We start from the raw sequence: 16,027 nt of genomic DNA, 5'->3' as shown, positions 1-16,027 counted from the left end.
GTGGTTTCGCTTCTCTTGCTTGTTTTCAGTTTTCAAGGCTTAGTGTCGGTCACTTCGCCTCGGTGTTGTTGGTGTCGATGAGGGCTTCGAGGGTGGCAACCCACAACGGGCGTCCGGCATCGGCGGTGGTGGTCTCGTATTCGCGGGCCGCGTTCAGGTCGCCGGATTTCGCAGCGAACATCCCGGCGAGGTAGCGTTCCTGCCCGGTGCTCCAGATCAGATCGACCAGAGTCTCAATATCCTCCTCAGCGGCTCCGGCGGCATCAAGCTTGGCGACAAGTGGTGCGTTGAACGCGTGCCAGGCGCGGTCGGCTTCGAGGTCGAGTTCGGTGTGCGCTTGGCGTTGGGCATCGGTGGCGTTGCTGCGGGTGCCCAGGGCTACCGCGCGTCCGAGTGCCCACATGATGTTTTGCCAGGTATCGACCCGGGCGACAAGCGTCTGCACGTCGATGGTCATGGGTAAGGTCCTCCTTGTGTCGGCTTATGTGGTGCGTAGTCCAGCGATAACGTCGGCGGCATCGAAGAATGTGCGGGTTCCGGTCATTGGCGCAATGTGGACGCCGTAGCGGTTGCGTTGCGGGTTGGCGCTCAGTAGGAATCGGTTGGTGGGGTCGGTGATGTTGAGGCCGATGACGTTGCCCATCTGGGAGGGGTCCAGGTTCGTCCCGGTGCTGTAAGCCCGTTGGAGGGTATAGACGACCGCCACGCCCACGCTTTGACCGAGGCCAGCGATAGCGGACAGTTTCCGGAACGAATCGCGATCATCGGTGAGGACTGGGGCATCGTCGATGCACACCAGACGACGCGTAGGAGGGTTCGTGCCTCCCATAGCGTCTCGGTTCTGATCGATCGCCTCCCGCGCCTCGTCGAGGATCTGATGGATCTGGGTGAAAGGATCGCTCGCGCCGCGAATAGCGCTGACCTGGATTCCTGCATCGCTGGCACCGGTAATGATGCGGCGCAGCAGGGTGGTCTTCCCGCTGGCGACGCCACCGGTGATTGCTCCGCCCCAGAGGCGGTCGCGATCGTCGATAAGAGTCCAGTCAATCGGGTTTTCGGGGTTGATACTGAGGTTCATCGTTGTCGTCATCGAGCTCCTTTTAGAAATGAGAAGAGGGACGCCCCCCGAGTTGGGGCGTCCCTCGATTCGGTTGTGTGATCTGGTTGTGGGTTACTGGTCGTCGGAGCCGTAACCCGACGGTGGTGGTGTCATGGCTTGGGCTTGGGTGAGCGTGGTGCGTGCCCGTTTGATTTGCTTGACAGCCCGTCGCATAAGCGATCGTTGTCCCCAGGTGGGACGGTTGCCGCTCCACCCGGTATAGCGAGTCCGCAAGATCCGTTCGGCCTCAATGAGATGAAACAGCGCGCGTTCGTGTATTTCATCGAAATTCGCTGTCGGTTCCCCGAAGCTACTGCCGTGGCTGATGTGGTCGTTCAATCGTTTCCTTTCGCTTGTGCAGTGCGCCCCTCGTAGTCACTGGGGCGCACGGTTTTAGGTTGGGTAGTAGATGCCTTGGACCTCGGGATCTTTCGATATCAGGTCCAGGTCAATGAGGTATTGCAGTTGGTTGCGTACATGGCGGTCGCTGAGGTCGGTCCGTCGAACGATGTCGACCGGTCGACACCGCCCCATATTCCGCACCGTCGCGAGGACCGTGCGTGCTGCTTCCGATAGCTGGTGATCATCATTGGAATCGACGCCACGGGTCTCGTCCTGGCCGACGTCGGCGAAATCGGCCCAGGTGGGAAACTCGATGGCCGCCCCGTACTGATCGGCAGTTTGGCTGCCGGCGGCTTTGATGTCTCCGGCCAGAACCCGATTGATCTCGTCGTGGTCACCAGACTCGGCGGCTTCGACAATGGCGCGGTTACGGTCCATGTCGGCTTCCGCGTCACCACGCCGATGGAGATAGGCCTCCCCCGCAAAACGCGCGGAACCGGCATCCAACTGTGCCTTCTTTTCACACGGGATCGAGTCGAACAGCGCCACACTAGGATCGACCTCGTCGTCAGACGCCTCCTCGGGACGGTCTCCCATGTGATAGACCCGGAACGGTGCCGACCGTCCCACACGGCGACCATTCTTGTCGGTCGGAGCGTTGCGGTAGGCATAGCCAGGCACTCCCGGCAGATTGTTCGGGTTGATATCGACCCCACCAATCAACTGAGACTGGTTCTTCGTCGAGGTCTTATGCATCACCAAATTTCCTGCGACGATGTTGGCGCGAAGCGCTTCGTTATTGCCAAACGATTCGAGGCTGGCCTGTTGAGCCATGAGGATGAGGGCGACTCCGAATTTTCTCCCGAGCGTGGCGATGGTTTTCAATACCTCCGCTACTGCCTTGTCTTTGACCAGCTCGTGGACCTCGTCGAGGATGATCATCAACGCGGGAAACTTCCGACTGGGAGTGAAACCGACCTGTCCACGCACTTTCAACAGCGCTTTACGGTATTGGATGATCCGTTCGGCTGCCTGCAACATGCCCAGGACCCGTTCGGCCCCGGCATACCAGTCAGCATGACGCGTCAAAGCAGGGCTGGAGGCCCCATCGGTGGCGTCGCCGGCCCACACGACCGTGCGTCCATCGTCGATCAGGTTGTAGGCAATCACGTCGGCGTCACGACTTTTTCCGGTACCGGTCTGACCGCATATGAAGCCGCTCCAGATGCTATTTTTCGAAAAAATTCGCCATGTTGCTTCACCTTGCCCATCGGTGTGCGGCCCCAGGCGGATCTGGCCGGACTCGGTATCAAATGTCGACCCCGGCCAGGCTGCCGATTCCCCGATCGCGTCAGTGTGGTTGTAGGTCAACTGAAACAGCGAGGGGCGACCTGACGGGTGTTCTTCCACGATCAGTTGATGAGCCGGGATATCCAAGCCTGTGGCGATTTTGTCGAGGTTGTCGGTGACGGTTTTAAACGTTTGTTTCGCCCGCACCAACATACCGTCATACACTGTCGAATACTCACCGATATCAGTGATATCCACGCTGCTACCAGGCAATGGAGCGTTGGCAGCGGCGATGTGCGTGTCCCAATCGTCCACCACCTGTTGATGGATACTGACCGGTGTGTCCTCTTCGACTGGTGTCGCCTCCTCGGCGACCGGATCTTCCACCGCCGGAGGCGTATCGGGCTCGGGCGGGGCAAAATCAGCCGGGTTGGGGATGCGCACGTTGCGCCAATGCCGGATACCGCCGACCAGTACCAATAGGCCACCGGCGCACCAGAGGCGGGCGCTGGGGCCGGCCAGCAGATACCAGGCCGACCAACCCACCCCCAACACGTAGACGAAATAGGCGTAATGTGCGGCGCGGGTGGTTAGCCAGCCGTGTTGGCTCGTGGTGTGTCTCCAGTAGGCCAACCACACACCACCCGCAATCGCGACCAGGGCCGCCATGAGAAGCGGATGCAAAAACAACGACGCCACCCAAGCAACATTGGCCGCGGCGGCGATGATGCCGCCGAGTTTCCACGGCAACAGTTGGGGTTGCAGCCGCTGCCACCATGAATCGGTCGGATCGAATGAGAGATGTGGAGGTGGTTTATCCACCTGGACCGCCTCACCCGGTTCGGTCTCAGCACTATCGGCCAGGCTGGTGTCGGCGGTGTTATTGGTGGTGTGGTCGGCAGGCGCCGCCGTGGTCGTCATGGCAACCTCCAAAGAACAAGAAGTACGAAACAAGCACGACGGCAGCCGACGAAGAAACAACGGGCAGCCGTCACAAGTAAAAGGCGTATAGAAGCCAGATAGGTCAGCCACCATTGGACACACATCAGCAGGCGTATCCAACGGTGGCCACAGTGGTGTTGGTTTATTCGCCGGTCAGGAAGTCCTTGCTACCAGCTTCCTGATTGGCTTGCAGCGCTTCGCGGGCGGTCAACTGTTCCGACAGGGCCGCGTCAGCCGCCTGGAACGACTCACGCAGGTCGGCGAGTATTTCCATTGCCACCGCGAGACCGTCGATCGGGCGACCGGTGACCTCCGAGGCAGTCAGATCGGCCTTGGCTCTCTCGACGTTGGGGATGGCCTCGTCGGCTTGTTTCGCCATCGCCTGACAAAACTGCATCGCCCGGGGGAGGGAGTTCGATTCTGCTGATATGTCACTCATCGTGTCTCTCTTTCATTGTGTGACTTCTTGTGTTGAAAGACCGCCGGGAACGCACATCGATTGAGCCGAGCGGCGTTCCCGGCGGGTGTCTATTGACCGGCGACAAATGCCTTGCTACCGGTTTCATCGTTGGCGAGGAATATCTCGCGTAGAGCGATCTGACGGCGCAGAGCCTCATTGACATCACCGAACATCAACCACACGCCTTGGGCGTGGTCACTGGCGGCGGTGAGTTCGTCGATCGGCCTGCCTTCAACACCGTTGAGTGCCAGATCTGCTTTCGCTCGATCGATCGAGGTCATGACACCGTCGGCCTGTTGTTTCATCGATTCGGCAAATAGAATCGCTGCCATCAGATTCGTCGCCGCCGGTGTCGCTGTAATCGCCCCGGTCGCCAAGCCATCCTTCAGTTCCTTAAACGACCCCGTTTTTGCCTTTGACCGCAACGATGCGCCGTCGGTGGTCTCGCCTACTCGATCGTCAACGGCTAGTTCGTCGATCGTTTGCAACGTGAGCCGTCGACTCCCCTCCTCCAGGGCCGGATCGTCGAGATTGAGTGGCGTTGCAGCAGCGTCGCGGGCTTGCTCGTCGATCGAATCATCATGCACTTCCCCGTTTGCGTTGCTGTAGGGATCATCGACCCCCTGCGTTGACGGCGGTGGGTCATGGACCGGCTCGTCGATCGCCTCTTCGCCAGCCTCGCTTCCCTCGTCAAGGGCGACATCACCACCAGGTCGTTGCACCACCGTCTCCGCCTCGTCTGACCCGGACGCACCGTCCACCGCCTCGCCCTCAGTCGTCTGGCTCGGTTCCGTGGTCGCCTCGCCCGGTTCCGGCTGAGACGAGTCCTGGGCGGGAGCCGGATCGTCATCGGTGTTGTTGTTGCGCGTCGATTCCTTATCTCGATTGGTGGTATCGGAAATGGGGAGACCGAAACGCTCCTCCTGTTTCGCGATAGCGGCCGCCCATGCGCGCCGCCACCGTAGGGAGGCTTCTTGGTAGGCCCAACCACGGGCGGTGCCGGGAAGTACTCCGTTGTTGGCCCGGCGTGCGGTTTCGTTGGCCCGGTGGGCCTCCGCTCTTCGGGTCCACCAGTCACGCCACACATCCGAACACCAACCAGCAAACGGGCTTGGTGCCTTATCGGCTTTCTTTTCAGCTCGGTTGGCTTTCTTTTCGGCGCGGTGTTCTTTCCGCGCCCGCCACTTTGCCAGCGATGGCGTGTCGACGCCCTTTACCGCACACGTGGTGTCGGTGATAGCCCGCCGGACTCCGAAGGTAAACACTCCGGCGATAGCAATGGAAACGATCAGCACTGACATGGGCTACACCCCCACCGTCGCGGCCATCGTCTGCAGGCCACCGCCCAGCAGCATCACAAACGGCCACAGGAACACCGAGGAAATATACAATGTCGGGCGAATCCACTTGGCGTTATCGAGCCCGACAGGCTCGACATTGTTGGGCAACATGATGATCACCCAAAACAACAGCACACCAAGTGCCAGTCCCCACCCGAGCGACATCCCAATCGCCCAACCGGTACCGGCATCAACAGCGCGCACCATGAACGCCGCTAGACGCCCGATCCACTCACCCAACAGGCCACCAGCACCCGCGCCCAAGAAGACAAGCAAAACTGCTTGGGCTTTGGGGTGGACTTTCAACAGCGCTAGGATTCCCCAAATGATCCCGGCGGCTCCTGCCATTACAGCCATAGAAATACTCCCATCATGAGTTCGAAATTGATAAATGACGAGGGGAAACAGATTTTTGGGTAAAAAGAAAGTCGACGTGAGGCGATCACGTCGACACAGAACCCCTGGCATGCAGGGGGAAGGGAGGGTTGAGGGGTGGTTCTACGCCAGGTGCCACCAGCCGACCGTCAACAACACCGCCACCACCACGGTGATAAAGCGGGTGGGGCGTTCGATAAGCCATTCGACCACGCGCAGCGCGCTGATGACACTCACGGCCAGCCACGCCCACCCCGCCGACAGACCCCGAATGCGTTCAGGTTCTGCGTCCGGATCGACCGCCTGCCCCCAATGGCCCTGCCGGGCCCATTCGAGCATTTCGGCGGGAGCGGCGGGCCGGCGTTGCCACGACAATGGCGCCGAGAATTCAGATCGCAGGCGCTCTCTGAACGCGGTAGTCGCCGCCGGTGTGTCGGTTTCCAAAGTCGGCACTGACGAGTCGGCATCGAGTGCCGAGTGCCGACTTTCGCCCTCCCCGTGATCACTGTGACCTGCTGTTTTAATCTCGGCATTGGTGTCGTGAGAGTGCCGAGTGCCGAGTGCCGACTTTTCGTCCGGCTCCTCCGGGCCAGCTTCAGCCGGTGGGTCGAGCAGAGTCAATCGCGGTTGCGCCTGCTCGACATCCCTGGCGTCTTCGTCACCGGCAGAGGAGTTATCGGCCTCGCTCTCGGCAGCATCGGAGTCGCCGGCACCTTCGGCGGCACCGGTGAACGGGCTCCAGTCGGTAGGTTTGCCTACAGGCGCAGCCATGCCTACTCCTTTCCAGTGTCAGGTTTGGTGCTGGTGTTCTTGGTCTTGTCGAGGCGGTTCTTCCACTGCCATGCCGTTGATGACGAAACACCGGCACGGTCAGCGAGATCGCGCACCGTCGGGTTCGACGCGCCCTCAGCGGTCAACGCCGCATAGGCTTCGGACAGTTTTTGCGACGTCGACGCCTTCGACCGAACAGGCGAACGCTTCGATCCGTTCTGCTTGTTCGATCGTGTTGACCGTGTCGATGAAGCCGAACGCGATGGGGACGGCGTGTTCGATCGCGTCGAAGAATCATGTTCGCTCGTGTTCGACCGAACAGGTGCCGGTGTTCGCTGCCCACTGTCGGCGGCGGCTTGGAGAACATGTTCGACCGTGATCTTGTGTTGGCGATACGACACCCGCAACCGTCTCGGGGCACGGCGAACAGAACCCCAATGATCGACGATCACCGCGCGGGACTGCTGCCGCTGTTCCTCACGTTCAAGCGCGGTGCGGTAGCGGCGGATGTCCCACAGCTTCATAGACCGCCACAGTTTGATCGTCGCCCACGGCGCGCATACCCACCGCATCAACGGGATCGGCTCGACGGTCGTATCGCGGTCCTCCCGGGTTTGACGCCGCATCACGTGAGCAACGACCTCGGAAAACACCACCCACATGGCCGGCAAAGCCGCGTGAGCAACTTTCTCTTCGGTCGTTCCGCCAGCGGCGACGTTCAACCAGATGGTGCCTGCCGTCAAACCCCAGGGGATGTAGCGCAGCCAGGAGATACGCATATCCCGACGAGCGAGAACGATATCCAGCAGGGTAAACACAATGATTCCCAGGTCAACCACCAGCGGCACGAGCCAGGGCTGTTCAAACGACCCCGCCATAGAATCGGTCACCGTTTGGAAGCTCGCGGCGAACCCGCCGAGGGCGAGCCCACCGGCCAGTAGTCCAATCAGGATCAAACCCCAGTCGCGACCAACTGTTCGGTCCGGCGGTGTTCGATGAGTGTTCGCTTCTGCGCGCGTGTTCGTTCGGCCCGTGTTCGGCTGCGAGACCGAACGCTGTTTGGTCGTGTTCGCCTGTTCGGTGTGGGCCTGTTCGACCCCGTCACTGTGTTCGCCTGTTTCTTCGCCACCGGAGGTCTTCGACGAAGTGTCCTTGTTCGGTTGGGCAAATTTCAGCCGTAGCTTGCGTTCGCACGAGCATTCGTCGACCGACCGGTCGCACCCCTCGCACCAGACGGTGCCCAGCAAGTTTCGGGCTAGTTCGTCATCAGTGTTGCTGTTGTCATCCGGCTCATCAGAGGCCGGAGTCGGTGTCGCTGCCATAATGTGTTGTTCCTTTGTCGTGGGATGGTTGTCTACAAACGATTCATGAGCGCTCCGCCAGGGGCTCGAACCCTGCCAAGACAATGTTTTTTGTTGTGTCTTGTCCCCAAACGGTGCGGAGCGGTAATAACAATGTGTCCTTATCGACCGGAGCCCGGGCGGGCCGTGAGCATGACGTAGTGGATGTAGCCGCCCCCGAGCCACAAGGCTGCCTCCCGCTGAGAGGTAGTGAGACGGGCCCGGTGTTCTTCCGGTCCGACGTGGAGGCGCTTATCCTCGAATAGCTTTACTAGGGCTTGGTCGACGTCACGGCGACCAAGGTTTGGCACAGCGGCGCGGACATCCTCCAGGCGCACCCATTCGGCAGAGGCTGGATTCTCGGCCAGGTTCGCGGCGGTAATGACATCGAAAACCTGGTCGATGGTATTTTTACTGGCCACAGGCATTCCTTTCTAATTTGTCTGGGTAGGGCGCTAAAGAAACGAAGATGGGTGTTCCGCCAGGGGCTCGAACCCTGCCAAGACAACGAGTTGCCGTGCCTAGTCCCCAGCGGTGCGGAGCGGTATGGAATGGTCGGCTAGACCGCTGGCTCTTTCTTCGAAATTTCGCTGATGTTGGACACGCGCACGGTCACAGGCCTGTTCTGACTAGCCGATAGTTGTGCCTCTAGTTCGGTGATATAGCGATCTAGAGCGGCGTCGGTCAGTGGCGTGGAGGATTCGACGTAGTCGGCTCCTGTTGCCGATCCTGGTGCGCACGTGATGGTGTAGGCGATGGAATATCGGTACATGCAATCTCCTCTCTGTTGGGATTTGGATTCAGTCGAGCGACGTGCTTGGAATGTTGAGGTCGACATAGACCCGCTGTTGCCCTGGTGACCGGCGTGCCGGGTAGGGCTGGGAGACTTCGATGATGTCGACTCCAGCGGACTCCAGGAGGTCAAGTAGAGCCGCGATAGCAGGGCCGTCGGCGATCAGGCGCATTCGGATTGGTTGCATCCTGCCCTCCTTACGAAACGAAGAGAGTCGTGACAGTGAGGGCGAAGGTGACGAGCGACAACGCGGATGTCAGCGCCACGGCGATGGTGCGGCGGTCAGGCGACATTGTTTCCGCCCTTCAGTCCGTAGGAGATTCCGATACACCGAATCAGCAAGTTTTGATCATGTTCGGTGAGGTCATCGGACGCACGGGACAGGATCTGCTCATATGGTTTGAATCCGGCTAGAGCGAGACCGCCGATCGCCGCGATATATGGCTGCTGCTTCGCGGGGCGATCGGTCCGCCAACCACGGCGGCGATGCTGTCGGAGCAGCGATTCCAACATCTCCTCGTCGACTTCGCCCATAGGTACTGGATCGGGCGTGTAGTCGTGGAACATGCTGACGAAATCAGCGTCAGCGATGATGTCGCCACTACAGTCGGCCTCAGCCAGCCACACCACGGCGGCATACAGCTCGGAATCTCCCTGGGCGACACTGGCAACCAACTGTTGGGCAGTAGCGCGATGTTGAGCCTGTCCCATCAGATCACCTCCCGATCGCGATCGGTTGAGCGGCCACGGTCGCGTACCCGCTGAGACGGACGGGTTGCACCGCCGGCGTCCGACAGCCTCCCGGTCTGAACCGCCAGACGGTCACTCGAATCCTTTGCGGCGTAGAGAGCATCATCAGCGCTGCGTATCGCCATAGTCAGTCGATCGGCTGAGAATGGAGCGGCACCCGCTGACACACGCACTGTCACCACTCCCTCGGTGGTCTCGACGATCGGATCGGCATGCCCGGCCCGGATCGCCTCTACCGCTGCGGTCGTGGCTAGAACGGCGAATTCATCGCCACCAAGACGCCCCACCAACGGATGTTCCGGCAACTGCCGCAGCCGCGCAGCCAGATCGACTAGAACGGCATCGCCAGCCGCGTGCCCCTGGGTGTCATTCACCATCTTGAAACCGTCGAGATCGACCAGGACGATCCAAAGCCGCTCGGACGCCGCCGAAGACCCTGCAATAGCACGGTGCGCTTCGACCTGCCGGTGCCATCCACGGCGGTTGAAAACGCCGGTCAGTTCGTCACGTTCGGCTTCGGCCCGCGAGGCGGACCATAGGTAGCGATACTTCTCAGCTCGGTCACGTTCCGCAGCCAACGACCGCCTCCAACCACAACCGAGGCAGGCAACCGCACCGGTCGCCGCTGCCATACCCGCCGTAGCGGACACAACAAGATCAATCACAATTACCGTTTCCTTTCCCCCACCGCATTACGCGACAACAACGGCCACAGCGGCGATAACGAAAATGAGACAAGCCAAGGTGGCGGCCAAGCGGGCCGCCTGTTGCTGGCGCATCCGCGCCAGGTATCTCCATTGCAGTAGCGCCATGCGATGGTGCTGAGCCTTGACTTCCTGGCGTTGGTATACCGCCAATGGATGGTCCGAACCTGCCGGTATTCCACGCCGCTGCTGGCTTTGCTGTAGGCGACCAAACCGCCGCCGAGCGGATTTGTAGGCACGTTTAGCGTTGCGATATTCCGTTCCGGTCATACTCACCGCCTCCATGCCTCACCGGAACGGATCTCGTACAGCGCATCCCACATGACCTCGAGAGTCGCCTCATCAGTCACGAAATCCAGAGCGCGGACAACATGGAACGGTTCTCTCAGGGCAATCCCGGCGCTCATGCTCAGAAAGAGCAGTTCGCTAGTGGCATAGGGGCCTTCTCTCCCCTTCACCGCCATCTCATCCCAGTCGACAGTGTCGCCAGCAGGCCACACGTCCGCAGTGAACTCATCATCGCGGACGAACCGGGCCACCGGGCGGATCGGCTTTTGCCACATGCGCAACGCAGTACGCATAAACTCATTGCCGATCTCAGCGAAATTTCTCTCCAGCGTCCGCTGGAAGTCTTCCCACATCATCGGTAACCGCTAACCTCCCTGTATGTATCGGTTGACACTCCACTACCCACGACCAGCCGAGACAGCAGATGATCGGGAGAAGAAGAGCACCGAGACGAGAAGTCAGACAGAGAAATAAAACAGTGCACAAGGGAGCCCCTTGAACGGCAAGCGAACCCTTGAGAAAGGGCTCCCTTATGCGCTGCGCACAGCCAGCTCCCCATGCCGGGCGCCGGGCCCCTTCAAAAAGGGGCGCGAGCTTCTGGCTCTGCAAGTCGTCAGTCAGGTCGTGGTCGATCGGGCGAGTGTTGGACAAGCAACATTCCTGACCGAATTCGGGTACAGTCAGTCATCGCGCTCACGAGTTCCGGTGTCACCCTCAACAAAAGAGGGAACACCAATCCACAGATCCAAAAGGGAACACCTCAACCCCCGTCGCAGAGTCGCCAAGCAAGAAGCTCACCGGCTCATGCACAGTAGGTCAGGCCCGTAACCTGGTCATACACACTATTTGCGCTCCCACTCGCTTCCGTTGGGAAGCTCCCTCCCGCGCCGTAGCAACGAGATTCCCCGCCTGGAGGCAGATCCACGTTGTAGTGCTCCACATGGAGCGAACAACACTGCGCCCGTGCCCGGAACGTCGTCTCCAACGCCGTGACCCGATCCCTCGGGCTTATGAACTCCCAGCAAAGTACAGACTGGTCTCGCTGCCACCCATCCCGATTAGTTTGGCAGCCCACTCGGGGTCTCCGATGAGTTCAACGGTGGCCTGCCTCAGGTGCACGCCACCTCGCCTGGGAGCCATCCATCACCGAAGCGACAGACAGCACGCCCAGATGCCGAAGCATCAGTGCTCTAGGCCGGGATCGAACCGGCACCACATGGGATTCCCACTAGCTAGAGCCATAAAAGAGAAAGAGAACCGTTCAAGCGGCGTCGGCACTGATTGAGCGCTGAGCGCGGAGAACAGAACCATGACGCGCATGGGGCGCTGACGAAGCGCGGGAGGCGGCCCGGCGGCGGGCACGCAGGCGGCGCGACACGAGATCGCACAGCTGGCGCGCACTACAGGGACGATGCGTAACCGTCAACAGAAGGTCAAATGGAATCGGATTACCGAGGCGGCAGGTGACCACCACGTGCCCGGTCAAATACGCGAACGCGCGACGGTCAGTCCAATTCGATCGACAGCTCAGCCGCCACATCGCGCGCCGCCATTCCCGGAACGTCACAACCACCGGGCTACCGGTAATAGCGCGATCAACCGCTACTGGATCGACATAATCCGTGTCACGCGGCGGCGTCGCAGGCAAATCCAGTTCACGGGCCACCTGAGCATCGTGCTCAATAACGCGGTTCCAACAGTCGGAGCAGGCAACATCGTTCCACGACGGGATATGGGCGTGCGTTTCACGACACATATAAGCCGCCGCTTCAGAAAAAGGGTGTGATCCTATCCGGTGCATCATCCGTTCACCTCGATAAATAGGGACTTAAACTTCTGGCGTACGCCAACTTGGTACGTACCAGATTGGCGTACGCCAGTTATACCATATGAGTTTTCCGTCTCGCAAGGGTCTGGCCTAAGCCAGATACGTTAGACTGGAAAATGAGGTGAGAATATGAGCAACGAAGAGACGAAATCGCAGGAAAACGACCTTCCCGAATCTTGGAGGATGGCAAACGAACTTCGCGAAGATATCGGTAACGGGCGGTTCCGACCGGGCGAGAAGCTACCGTCTCAACGGGAACTAGCGACACGGTACGGGGTCGTTCGGTCTACTGCGGCTAAAGCCGTAAAGATCCTGGAAGCGGAAGGACTTATAGACACGCTAAGTAAGTCTGGAAGCCGGGTTCGAACGAAACAGCGCCTGTTCAGGCTGGGTAGTGAACGCTATTCGAACAAGCTACGGGAGCAGACGGGCCTGTCACCTTTCCGGGCTGAGGTCGAGAAGCAGGGTAAAACACCCAGTACGAAATGCACATCGATTACAAAGGAGGCACCGCCTTCAGAAATAGCGGAACGTTTGCGAATTAGTACTGAGGAACCGGTTGTACGCCGTGAAAACTGGTATTTCGCAGATGACGTGCCAGTACAAGTGGGGGTTACATTCATCCCAGTGCAGGTTGCCGAAGACAGCCCGTTGGAAGATTCAACCAACCTGGGAAAAGGTTCACTCTACGGACGTTTTGAGGATAAAGGTTATGTCATCACCTGGATCAGAGAAGAAATTAGCAGCAGGATGCCAACCGCAGACGAAACCAAGCGCCTAGAGGTGCCAGCTGGAGTTCCAATCATAGAGGTAGTTCATACGGGCCTCGACCAGGAAAAAGAACCATTCGAAGTTACTGTCTTTCGCATGCGATCGGACTTGAATGGCCTTGACTATGAAATCAAGGTCAACTAATGGCGCAAAAACACGCTGGAGTACTTCGAGTTCTCGTCCTCGCATCAATCTGGGGCTCAGCCTTCATGTGGGTCGAAATTTCGCTTGAAGGCTTCACTCCTATGCAAATTACATTCATTCGCCTTGGATTGGGAGCGCTTGCGCTAATTACTGTTCTCGCAGCTATGAGAATGCGTTTGCCCTCAGGATGGCGGACCTGGGGGCACCTCGCCATTGCCGCTCTCTTTGGGAACGTCATTCCCTACTCGCTGTTCGCTCTTGGGCAAGAAACTGTTCCGTCATCTATCGCGGGGGTGGTAAATGCCAGTACACCGCTATGGACGGCTTTGCTGACTATCCTGGCATACCGGAAAGGTTCTGATGCCAAGAGCAACGGGTTGAGTCTCCTTATTGGTTTTGCAGGAGTTCTGCTAATTTATTCGCCTTGGAATCAAGGCACCTTCCTTTTTTCATGGGGAGCGCTCTACTGCTTGGGAGCGACGGTGTCGTATGCGATTAGCTACTTGTACATCGGGCGGTTCCTGGCGAAAGAAAAATCGAAGGTTATACCTATGGCGACCGGCCAAATGACATGCGCTGCAATCATTGCCATACCTGTTGCTGCATTCTCAAATTGGAGCTTGGACATCCCCTTGTCCGCCGTTGGAGCAGTATCCATTCTTGGCATCCTGAGCACCGGCTTGGCCTACATTCTGAACTATCGAATCATCACGGATGATGGGCCAACTGCAGCTTCCATTGTCAGCTACTTGCTACCAGCAGTTGCCGTTATCCTTGGAGTCGCGCTACTACGGGAACCTATACTCCTACAGGTTGCTCTTGGGCTCGCACTGATTTTCATTGCAATGTGGCTACGTCGCCCTACTTCAATGCAACAGAAAAAAGAGCTTCAACCAGTTCGGGAGTGAAGACCCCTACTATCACGGAGAGTTACAAGCTATGGGAACGAGAGAAGCACGGTCAATAAGTTTCAGCACCGAACCCGGCTCATCTGCGAAACCCAACGAGGACCTCGCGAACTGTTCCCCCACTTGGGCCCTAACTCTCGACGGCATCACTCGTTACCCAAACGACGGATGCATACACGACGTGCCTTGGTATGTATGGACGCTGGCTGCAAACTTCATGGCGTCCTATTCCACCAGCACATCACTTACCACAATCCTGAAGTCAGCAATAGCGATGACGGCGGACAGTCACGCGGAAACATGCGACATCGCCAACCCAGTGACACCTGGAGCCACCGTCGCAGCGGCCCGATGGGAATCCGATCAAGTAGAATACCTGGTTCTTGGGGATGCAGCTGTGGCGTGGAAAACGATTGATGGTCAAACGGAATGTGTCGCAGATACCCGGCTAGACGAACTTAAACAAACGCCAGAACCGGAAGATGTCGATGGCATCCAACGCCTCACCCCCGAATATATTTCCACTGTGCGCAATAAGGAAGGCGGGTTCTGGGTCGCAGATTCAAGACCAGAAGCCGCCCTGCAAGCACGGACCGGCTCCATCGACATCTCTACGCTCAACAGTTTGGTCCTATGCTCCGACGGAGTTTCGAGACTCAACGAGAAATTCAGCCAACCCTGGATGCGGATCATTGAAGCTGCCGAACAGTACGGCCCCCGAAGCGTTATAGATTGGGTCCGCCAACACGAGCTCGAACAAGGAAGCCATGGAAGCTCGAAACTCCATGATGATGCAACCATCACACTGGTTCGATTCTGAATAGGGACTGTAATGTCTGCCGTGATTTTGGATTTCGACGGACCCGTCGCGGACGTCTTTGCCGGATACCCAGCTTCAAAGATCGCTGAACGGCTAGTGGATCTCGTCCGCCAATTTGATACCAACCTAGGAAAGACCCTTGACGGCACCACGGACCCGATGGAAGTGCTACGCCAGTGCCAGGGAGTCCTGAGTGAGGACTCCCTGGATTGGGTTGAAACCGAACTAGTCCACGCTGAAATTCAAGCAGCAGAGTCCGCAACGGTCACACCCGGTGCCATCAACCTCTTTGAACAGTGTTCCGCGAGGGGCCTGCCGGTCATCGTGGCGAGCAACAATGCAGAGGCTTGCATACAGCTGTTTCTTAAACGCTTCCGGCTCACGGACAATATCCACCTAGTCAGCGCGCGCCCGTTCGGGCGTCCTGATCTGATGAAACCCCACAAACACGTCCTCTCATTCGCTTCCAACGTTGCCCAGATCAAGTTGGAAAGCAGCCTCTTTATCGGCGACTCAGCCTCCGACGTAGAAGCCGGACAAACGGCAGGAGTTCCTATCATCGCTCTCGCCAATAAAGAAGGGAAACGCGCAAAGTTCAAACACGCCAACGCTACGGCGGTGGTCGACCATATGGATGAAGTATTGAGCATCATCGCATCCCGGGAGCTAATATCCTAGGAACTCGTCCCACATGGTTTTTATATTGCTCAATGACGCACCCGACAGCATCTCATCACGATCAGGCTGTACAAGGTCGGAAGCAAGCACCTGCGACGCCTCTGCGATCCGTACAAAGCCACTCACCGAGTCGGCATCGTTGAGATTCACAAGATAGGGAATCTCAACACCAGCCATATCGGTCGACGAATGAGTAATAGGCGCAGCAAGAACACTGGCAGTATAAGACGTCGCATTCCAATCATCGGAAGACAAGACAACGAACCGCATGCCAAGGCGAGCATGACGATAGATATGACCGCGTTTAACCACTAGGGGAATCTCCTCAACGGCCAGTTCGTTCGCCAGCAGCCGTTTGACTCCAAATCAACTCACTCGTTGCGT

Annotated in this window: 21 protein-coding genes; 4 read left to right on the top strand and 17 right to left on the bottom strand. The window is 58.5% G+C overall.

The window, feature by feature from the left end; genetic code table 11:
* Positions 1-49: 49 nt before the first annotated feature.
* From HALAL_RS0107555 to HALAL_RS0107475, 16 genes are all read right to left on the bottom strand, one after another.
* Complete coding sequence (locus HALAL_RS0107555; protein ID WP_025273419.1) at positions 50-457, bottom strand: hypothetical protein; 408 nt, start codon at positions 455-457, stop codon at positions 50-52.
* 24 nt (positions 458-481) lie between these two features.
* Entirely contained in the window at positions 482-1,090 is a 609-nt protein-coding gene (locus HALAL_RS0107550) for a hypothetical protein (protein WP_156937661.1), read from the bottom strand.
* 81 nt (positions 1,091-1,171) lie between these two features.
* Positions 1,172-1,438: a hypothetical protein gene (locus tag HALAL_RS0107545; RefSeq protein ID WP_025273417.1), complete on the bottom strand. Its 267-nt coding sequence runs from the start codon at positions 1,436-1,438 to the stop codon at positions 1,172-1,174.
* 54 nt (positions 1,439-1,492) lie between these two features.
* On the bottom strand, positions 1,493-3,652 hold the full coding sequence (locus HALAL_RS0107540; RefSeq protein WP_025273416.1) for a hypothetical protein: 2,160 nt from the start codon (positions 3,650-3,652) through the stop codon (positions 1,493-1,495).
* A gap of 163 nt (positions 3,653-3,815) precedes the next feature.
* On the bottom strand, positions 3,816-4,112 hold the full coding sequence (locus HALAL_RS0107535; protein WP_156937660.1) for a hypothetical protein: 297 nt from the start codon (positions 4,110-4,112) through the stop codon (positions 3,816-3,818).
* 89 nt (positions 4,113-4,201) lie between these two features.
* Positions 4,202-5,434, bottom strand: coding sequence for a hypothetical protein (locus HALAL_RS0107530; RefSeq protein WP_025273414.1), 1,233 nt, complete (start codon positions 5,432-5,434; stop codon positions 4,202-4,204).
* Positions 5,435-5,437: 3 nt separating this feature from the next.
* Positions 5,438-5,830: a hypothetical protein gene (locus tag HALAL_RS0107525; RefSeq protein ID WP_025273413.1), complete on the bottom strand. Its 393-nt coding sequence runs from the start codon at positions 5,828-5,830 to the stop codon at positions 5,438-5,440.
* A 141-nt stretch (positions 5,831-5,971) separates the two neighbouring features.
* Positions 5,972-6,619 carry a hypothetical protein gene (locus HALAL_RS0107520; RefSeq protein WP_025273412.1) on the bottom strand — a complete coding sequence of 216 codons (648 nt, stop codon included), beginning with the start codon at positions 6,617-6,619 and terminating at the stop codon, positions 5,972-5,974.
* Between the two features lie 2 nt (positions 6,620-6,621).
* Positions 6,622-7,941 carry a DUF2637 domain-containing protein gene (locus HALAL_RS17515; RefSeq protein ID WP_025273411.1) on the bottom strand — a complete coding sequence of 440 codons (1,320 nt, stop codon included), beginning with the start codon at positions 7,939-7,941 and terminating at the stop codon, positions 6,622-6,624.
* 140 nt (positions 7,942-8,081) lie between these two features.
* Positions 8,082-8,381, bottom strand: coding sequence for a hypothetical protein (locus HALAL_RS0107510; protein WP_025273410.1), 300 nt, complete (start codon positions 8,379-8,381; stop codon positions 8,082-8,084).
* Between the two features lie 137 nt (positions 8,382-8,518).
* Positions 8,519-8,731, bottom strand: a complete 213-nt coding sequence (locus tag HALAL_RS0107505) for a hypothetical protein (protein ID WP_025273409.1) — start codon at positions 8,729-8,731, stop codon at positions 8,519-8,521.
* Positions 8,732-8,759: 28 nt separating this feature from the next.
* A complete protein-coding gene (locus HALAL_RS18555; RefSeq protein WP_156937659.1) occupies positions 8,760-8,939 on the bottom strand; it encodes a hypothetical protein in 180 nt (59 codons plus the stop codon).
* 95 nt (positions 8,940-9,034) lie between these two features.
* Positions 9,035-9,463 carry a hypothetical protein gene (locus HALAL_RS0107490; protein ID WP_025273408.1) on the bottom strand — a complete coding sequence of 143 codons (429 nt, stop codon included), beginning with the start codon at positions 9,461-9,463 and terminating at the stop codon, positions 9,035-9,037.
* Complete coding sequence (locus HALAL_RS16745) at positions 9,463-10,167, bottom strand: GGDEF domain-containing protein (protein ID WP_281171605.1); 705 nt, start codon at positions 10,165-10,167, stop codon at positions 9,463-9,465. The genes HALAL_RS0107490 and HALAL_RS16745 overlap by 1 nt, the downstream gene beginning before the upstream one ends.
* Before the next feature lie 27 nt (positions 10,168-10,194).
* The gene (locus tag HALAL_RS0107480) at positions 10,195-10,476 is read right to left on the bottom strand and encodes a hypothetical protein (protein WP_035534431.1); all 282 of its coding nucleotides are present in this window, start codon (positions 10,474-10,476) and stop codon (positions 10,195-10,197) included.
* A gap of 2 nt (positions 10,477-10,478) precedes the next feature.
* Complete coding sequence (locus HALAL_RS0107475; protein WP_025273405.1) at positions 10,479-10,850, bottom strand: hypothetical protein; 372 nt, start codon at positions 10,848-10,850, stop codon at positions 10,479-10,481.
* Positions 10,851-12,451: 1,601 nt separating this feature from the next.
* Between HALAL_RS0107475 and HALAL_RS0107470 the strand changes: the two genes are divergently transcribed.
* The 4 genes from HALAL_RS0107470 (at position 12,452) to HALAL_RS0107455 (ending at position 15,643) form a co-directional block, all read left to right on the top strand.
* Positions 12,452-13,237, top strand: a complete 786-nt coding sequence (locus tag HALAL_RS0107470; protein ID WP_025273404.1) for a GntR family transcriptional regulator — start codon at positions 12,452-12,454, stop codon at positions 13,235-13,237.
* Positions 13,237-14,145, top strand: coding sequence for a DMT family transporter (locus tag HALAL_RS0107465; protein ID WP_025273403.1), 909 nt, complete (start codon positions 13,237-13,239; stop codon positions 14,143-14,145). Before HALAL_RS0107470 ends, HALAL_RS0107465 begins: the two co-directional genes overlap by 1 nt.
* 181 nt (positions 14,146-14,326) lie before the next feature.
* The gene (locus tag HALAL_RS16740) at positions 14,327-14,965 is read left to right on the top strand and encodes a protein phosphatase 2C domain-containing protein (protein WP_169732416.1); all 639 of its coding nucleotides are present in this window, start codon (positions 14,327-14,329) and stop codon (positions 14,963-14,965) included.
* 12 nt (positions 14,966-14,977) lie between these two features.
* Positions 14,978-15,643, top strand: coding sequence for an HAD family hydrolase (locus tag HALAL_RS0107455; protein ID WP_025273401.1), 666 nt, complete (start codon positions 14,978-14,980; stop codon positions 15,641-15,643).
* Here the strand turns inward: HALAL_RS0107455 and HALAL_RS0107450 are convergent.
* Positions 15,632-15,955, bottom strand: a complete 324-nt coding sequence (locus tag HALAL_RS0107450; protein ID WP_025273400.1) for a hypothetical protein — start codon at positions 15,953-15,955, stop codon at positions 15,632-15,634. The genes HALAL_RS0107455 and HALAL_RS0107450 overlap by 12 nt on opposite strands.
* Positions 15,956-16,027 lie beyond the last annotated feature (72 nt).

The sequence above is a fragment of the Haloglycomyces albus DSM 45210 genome (genome assembly GCF_000527155.1).
Taxonomy (GTDB): Bacteria; Actinomycetota; Actinomycetes; order Mycobacteriales; family Micromonosporaceae; genus Haloglycomyces; species Haloglycomyces albus.
The sequence above is the reverse complement of the archived record's forward strand: the minus strand, read 5'-3'. Positions and strand labels throughout refer to the sequence as shown.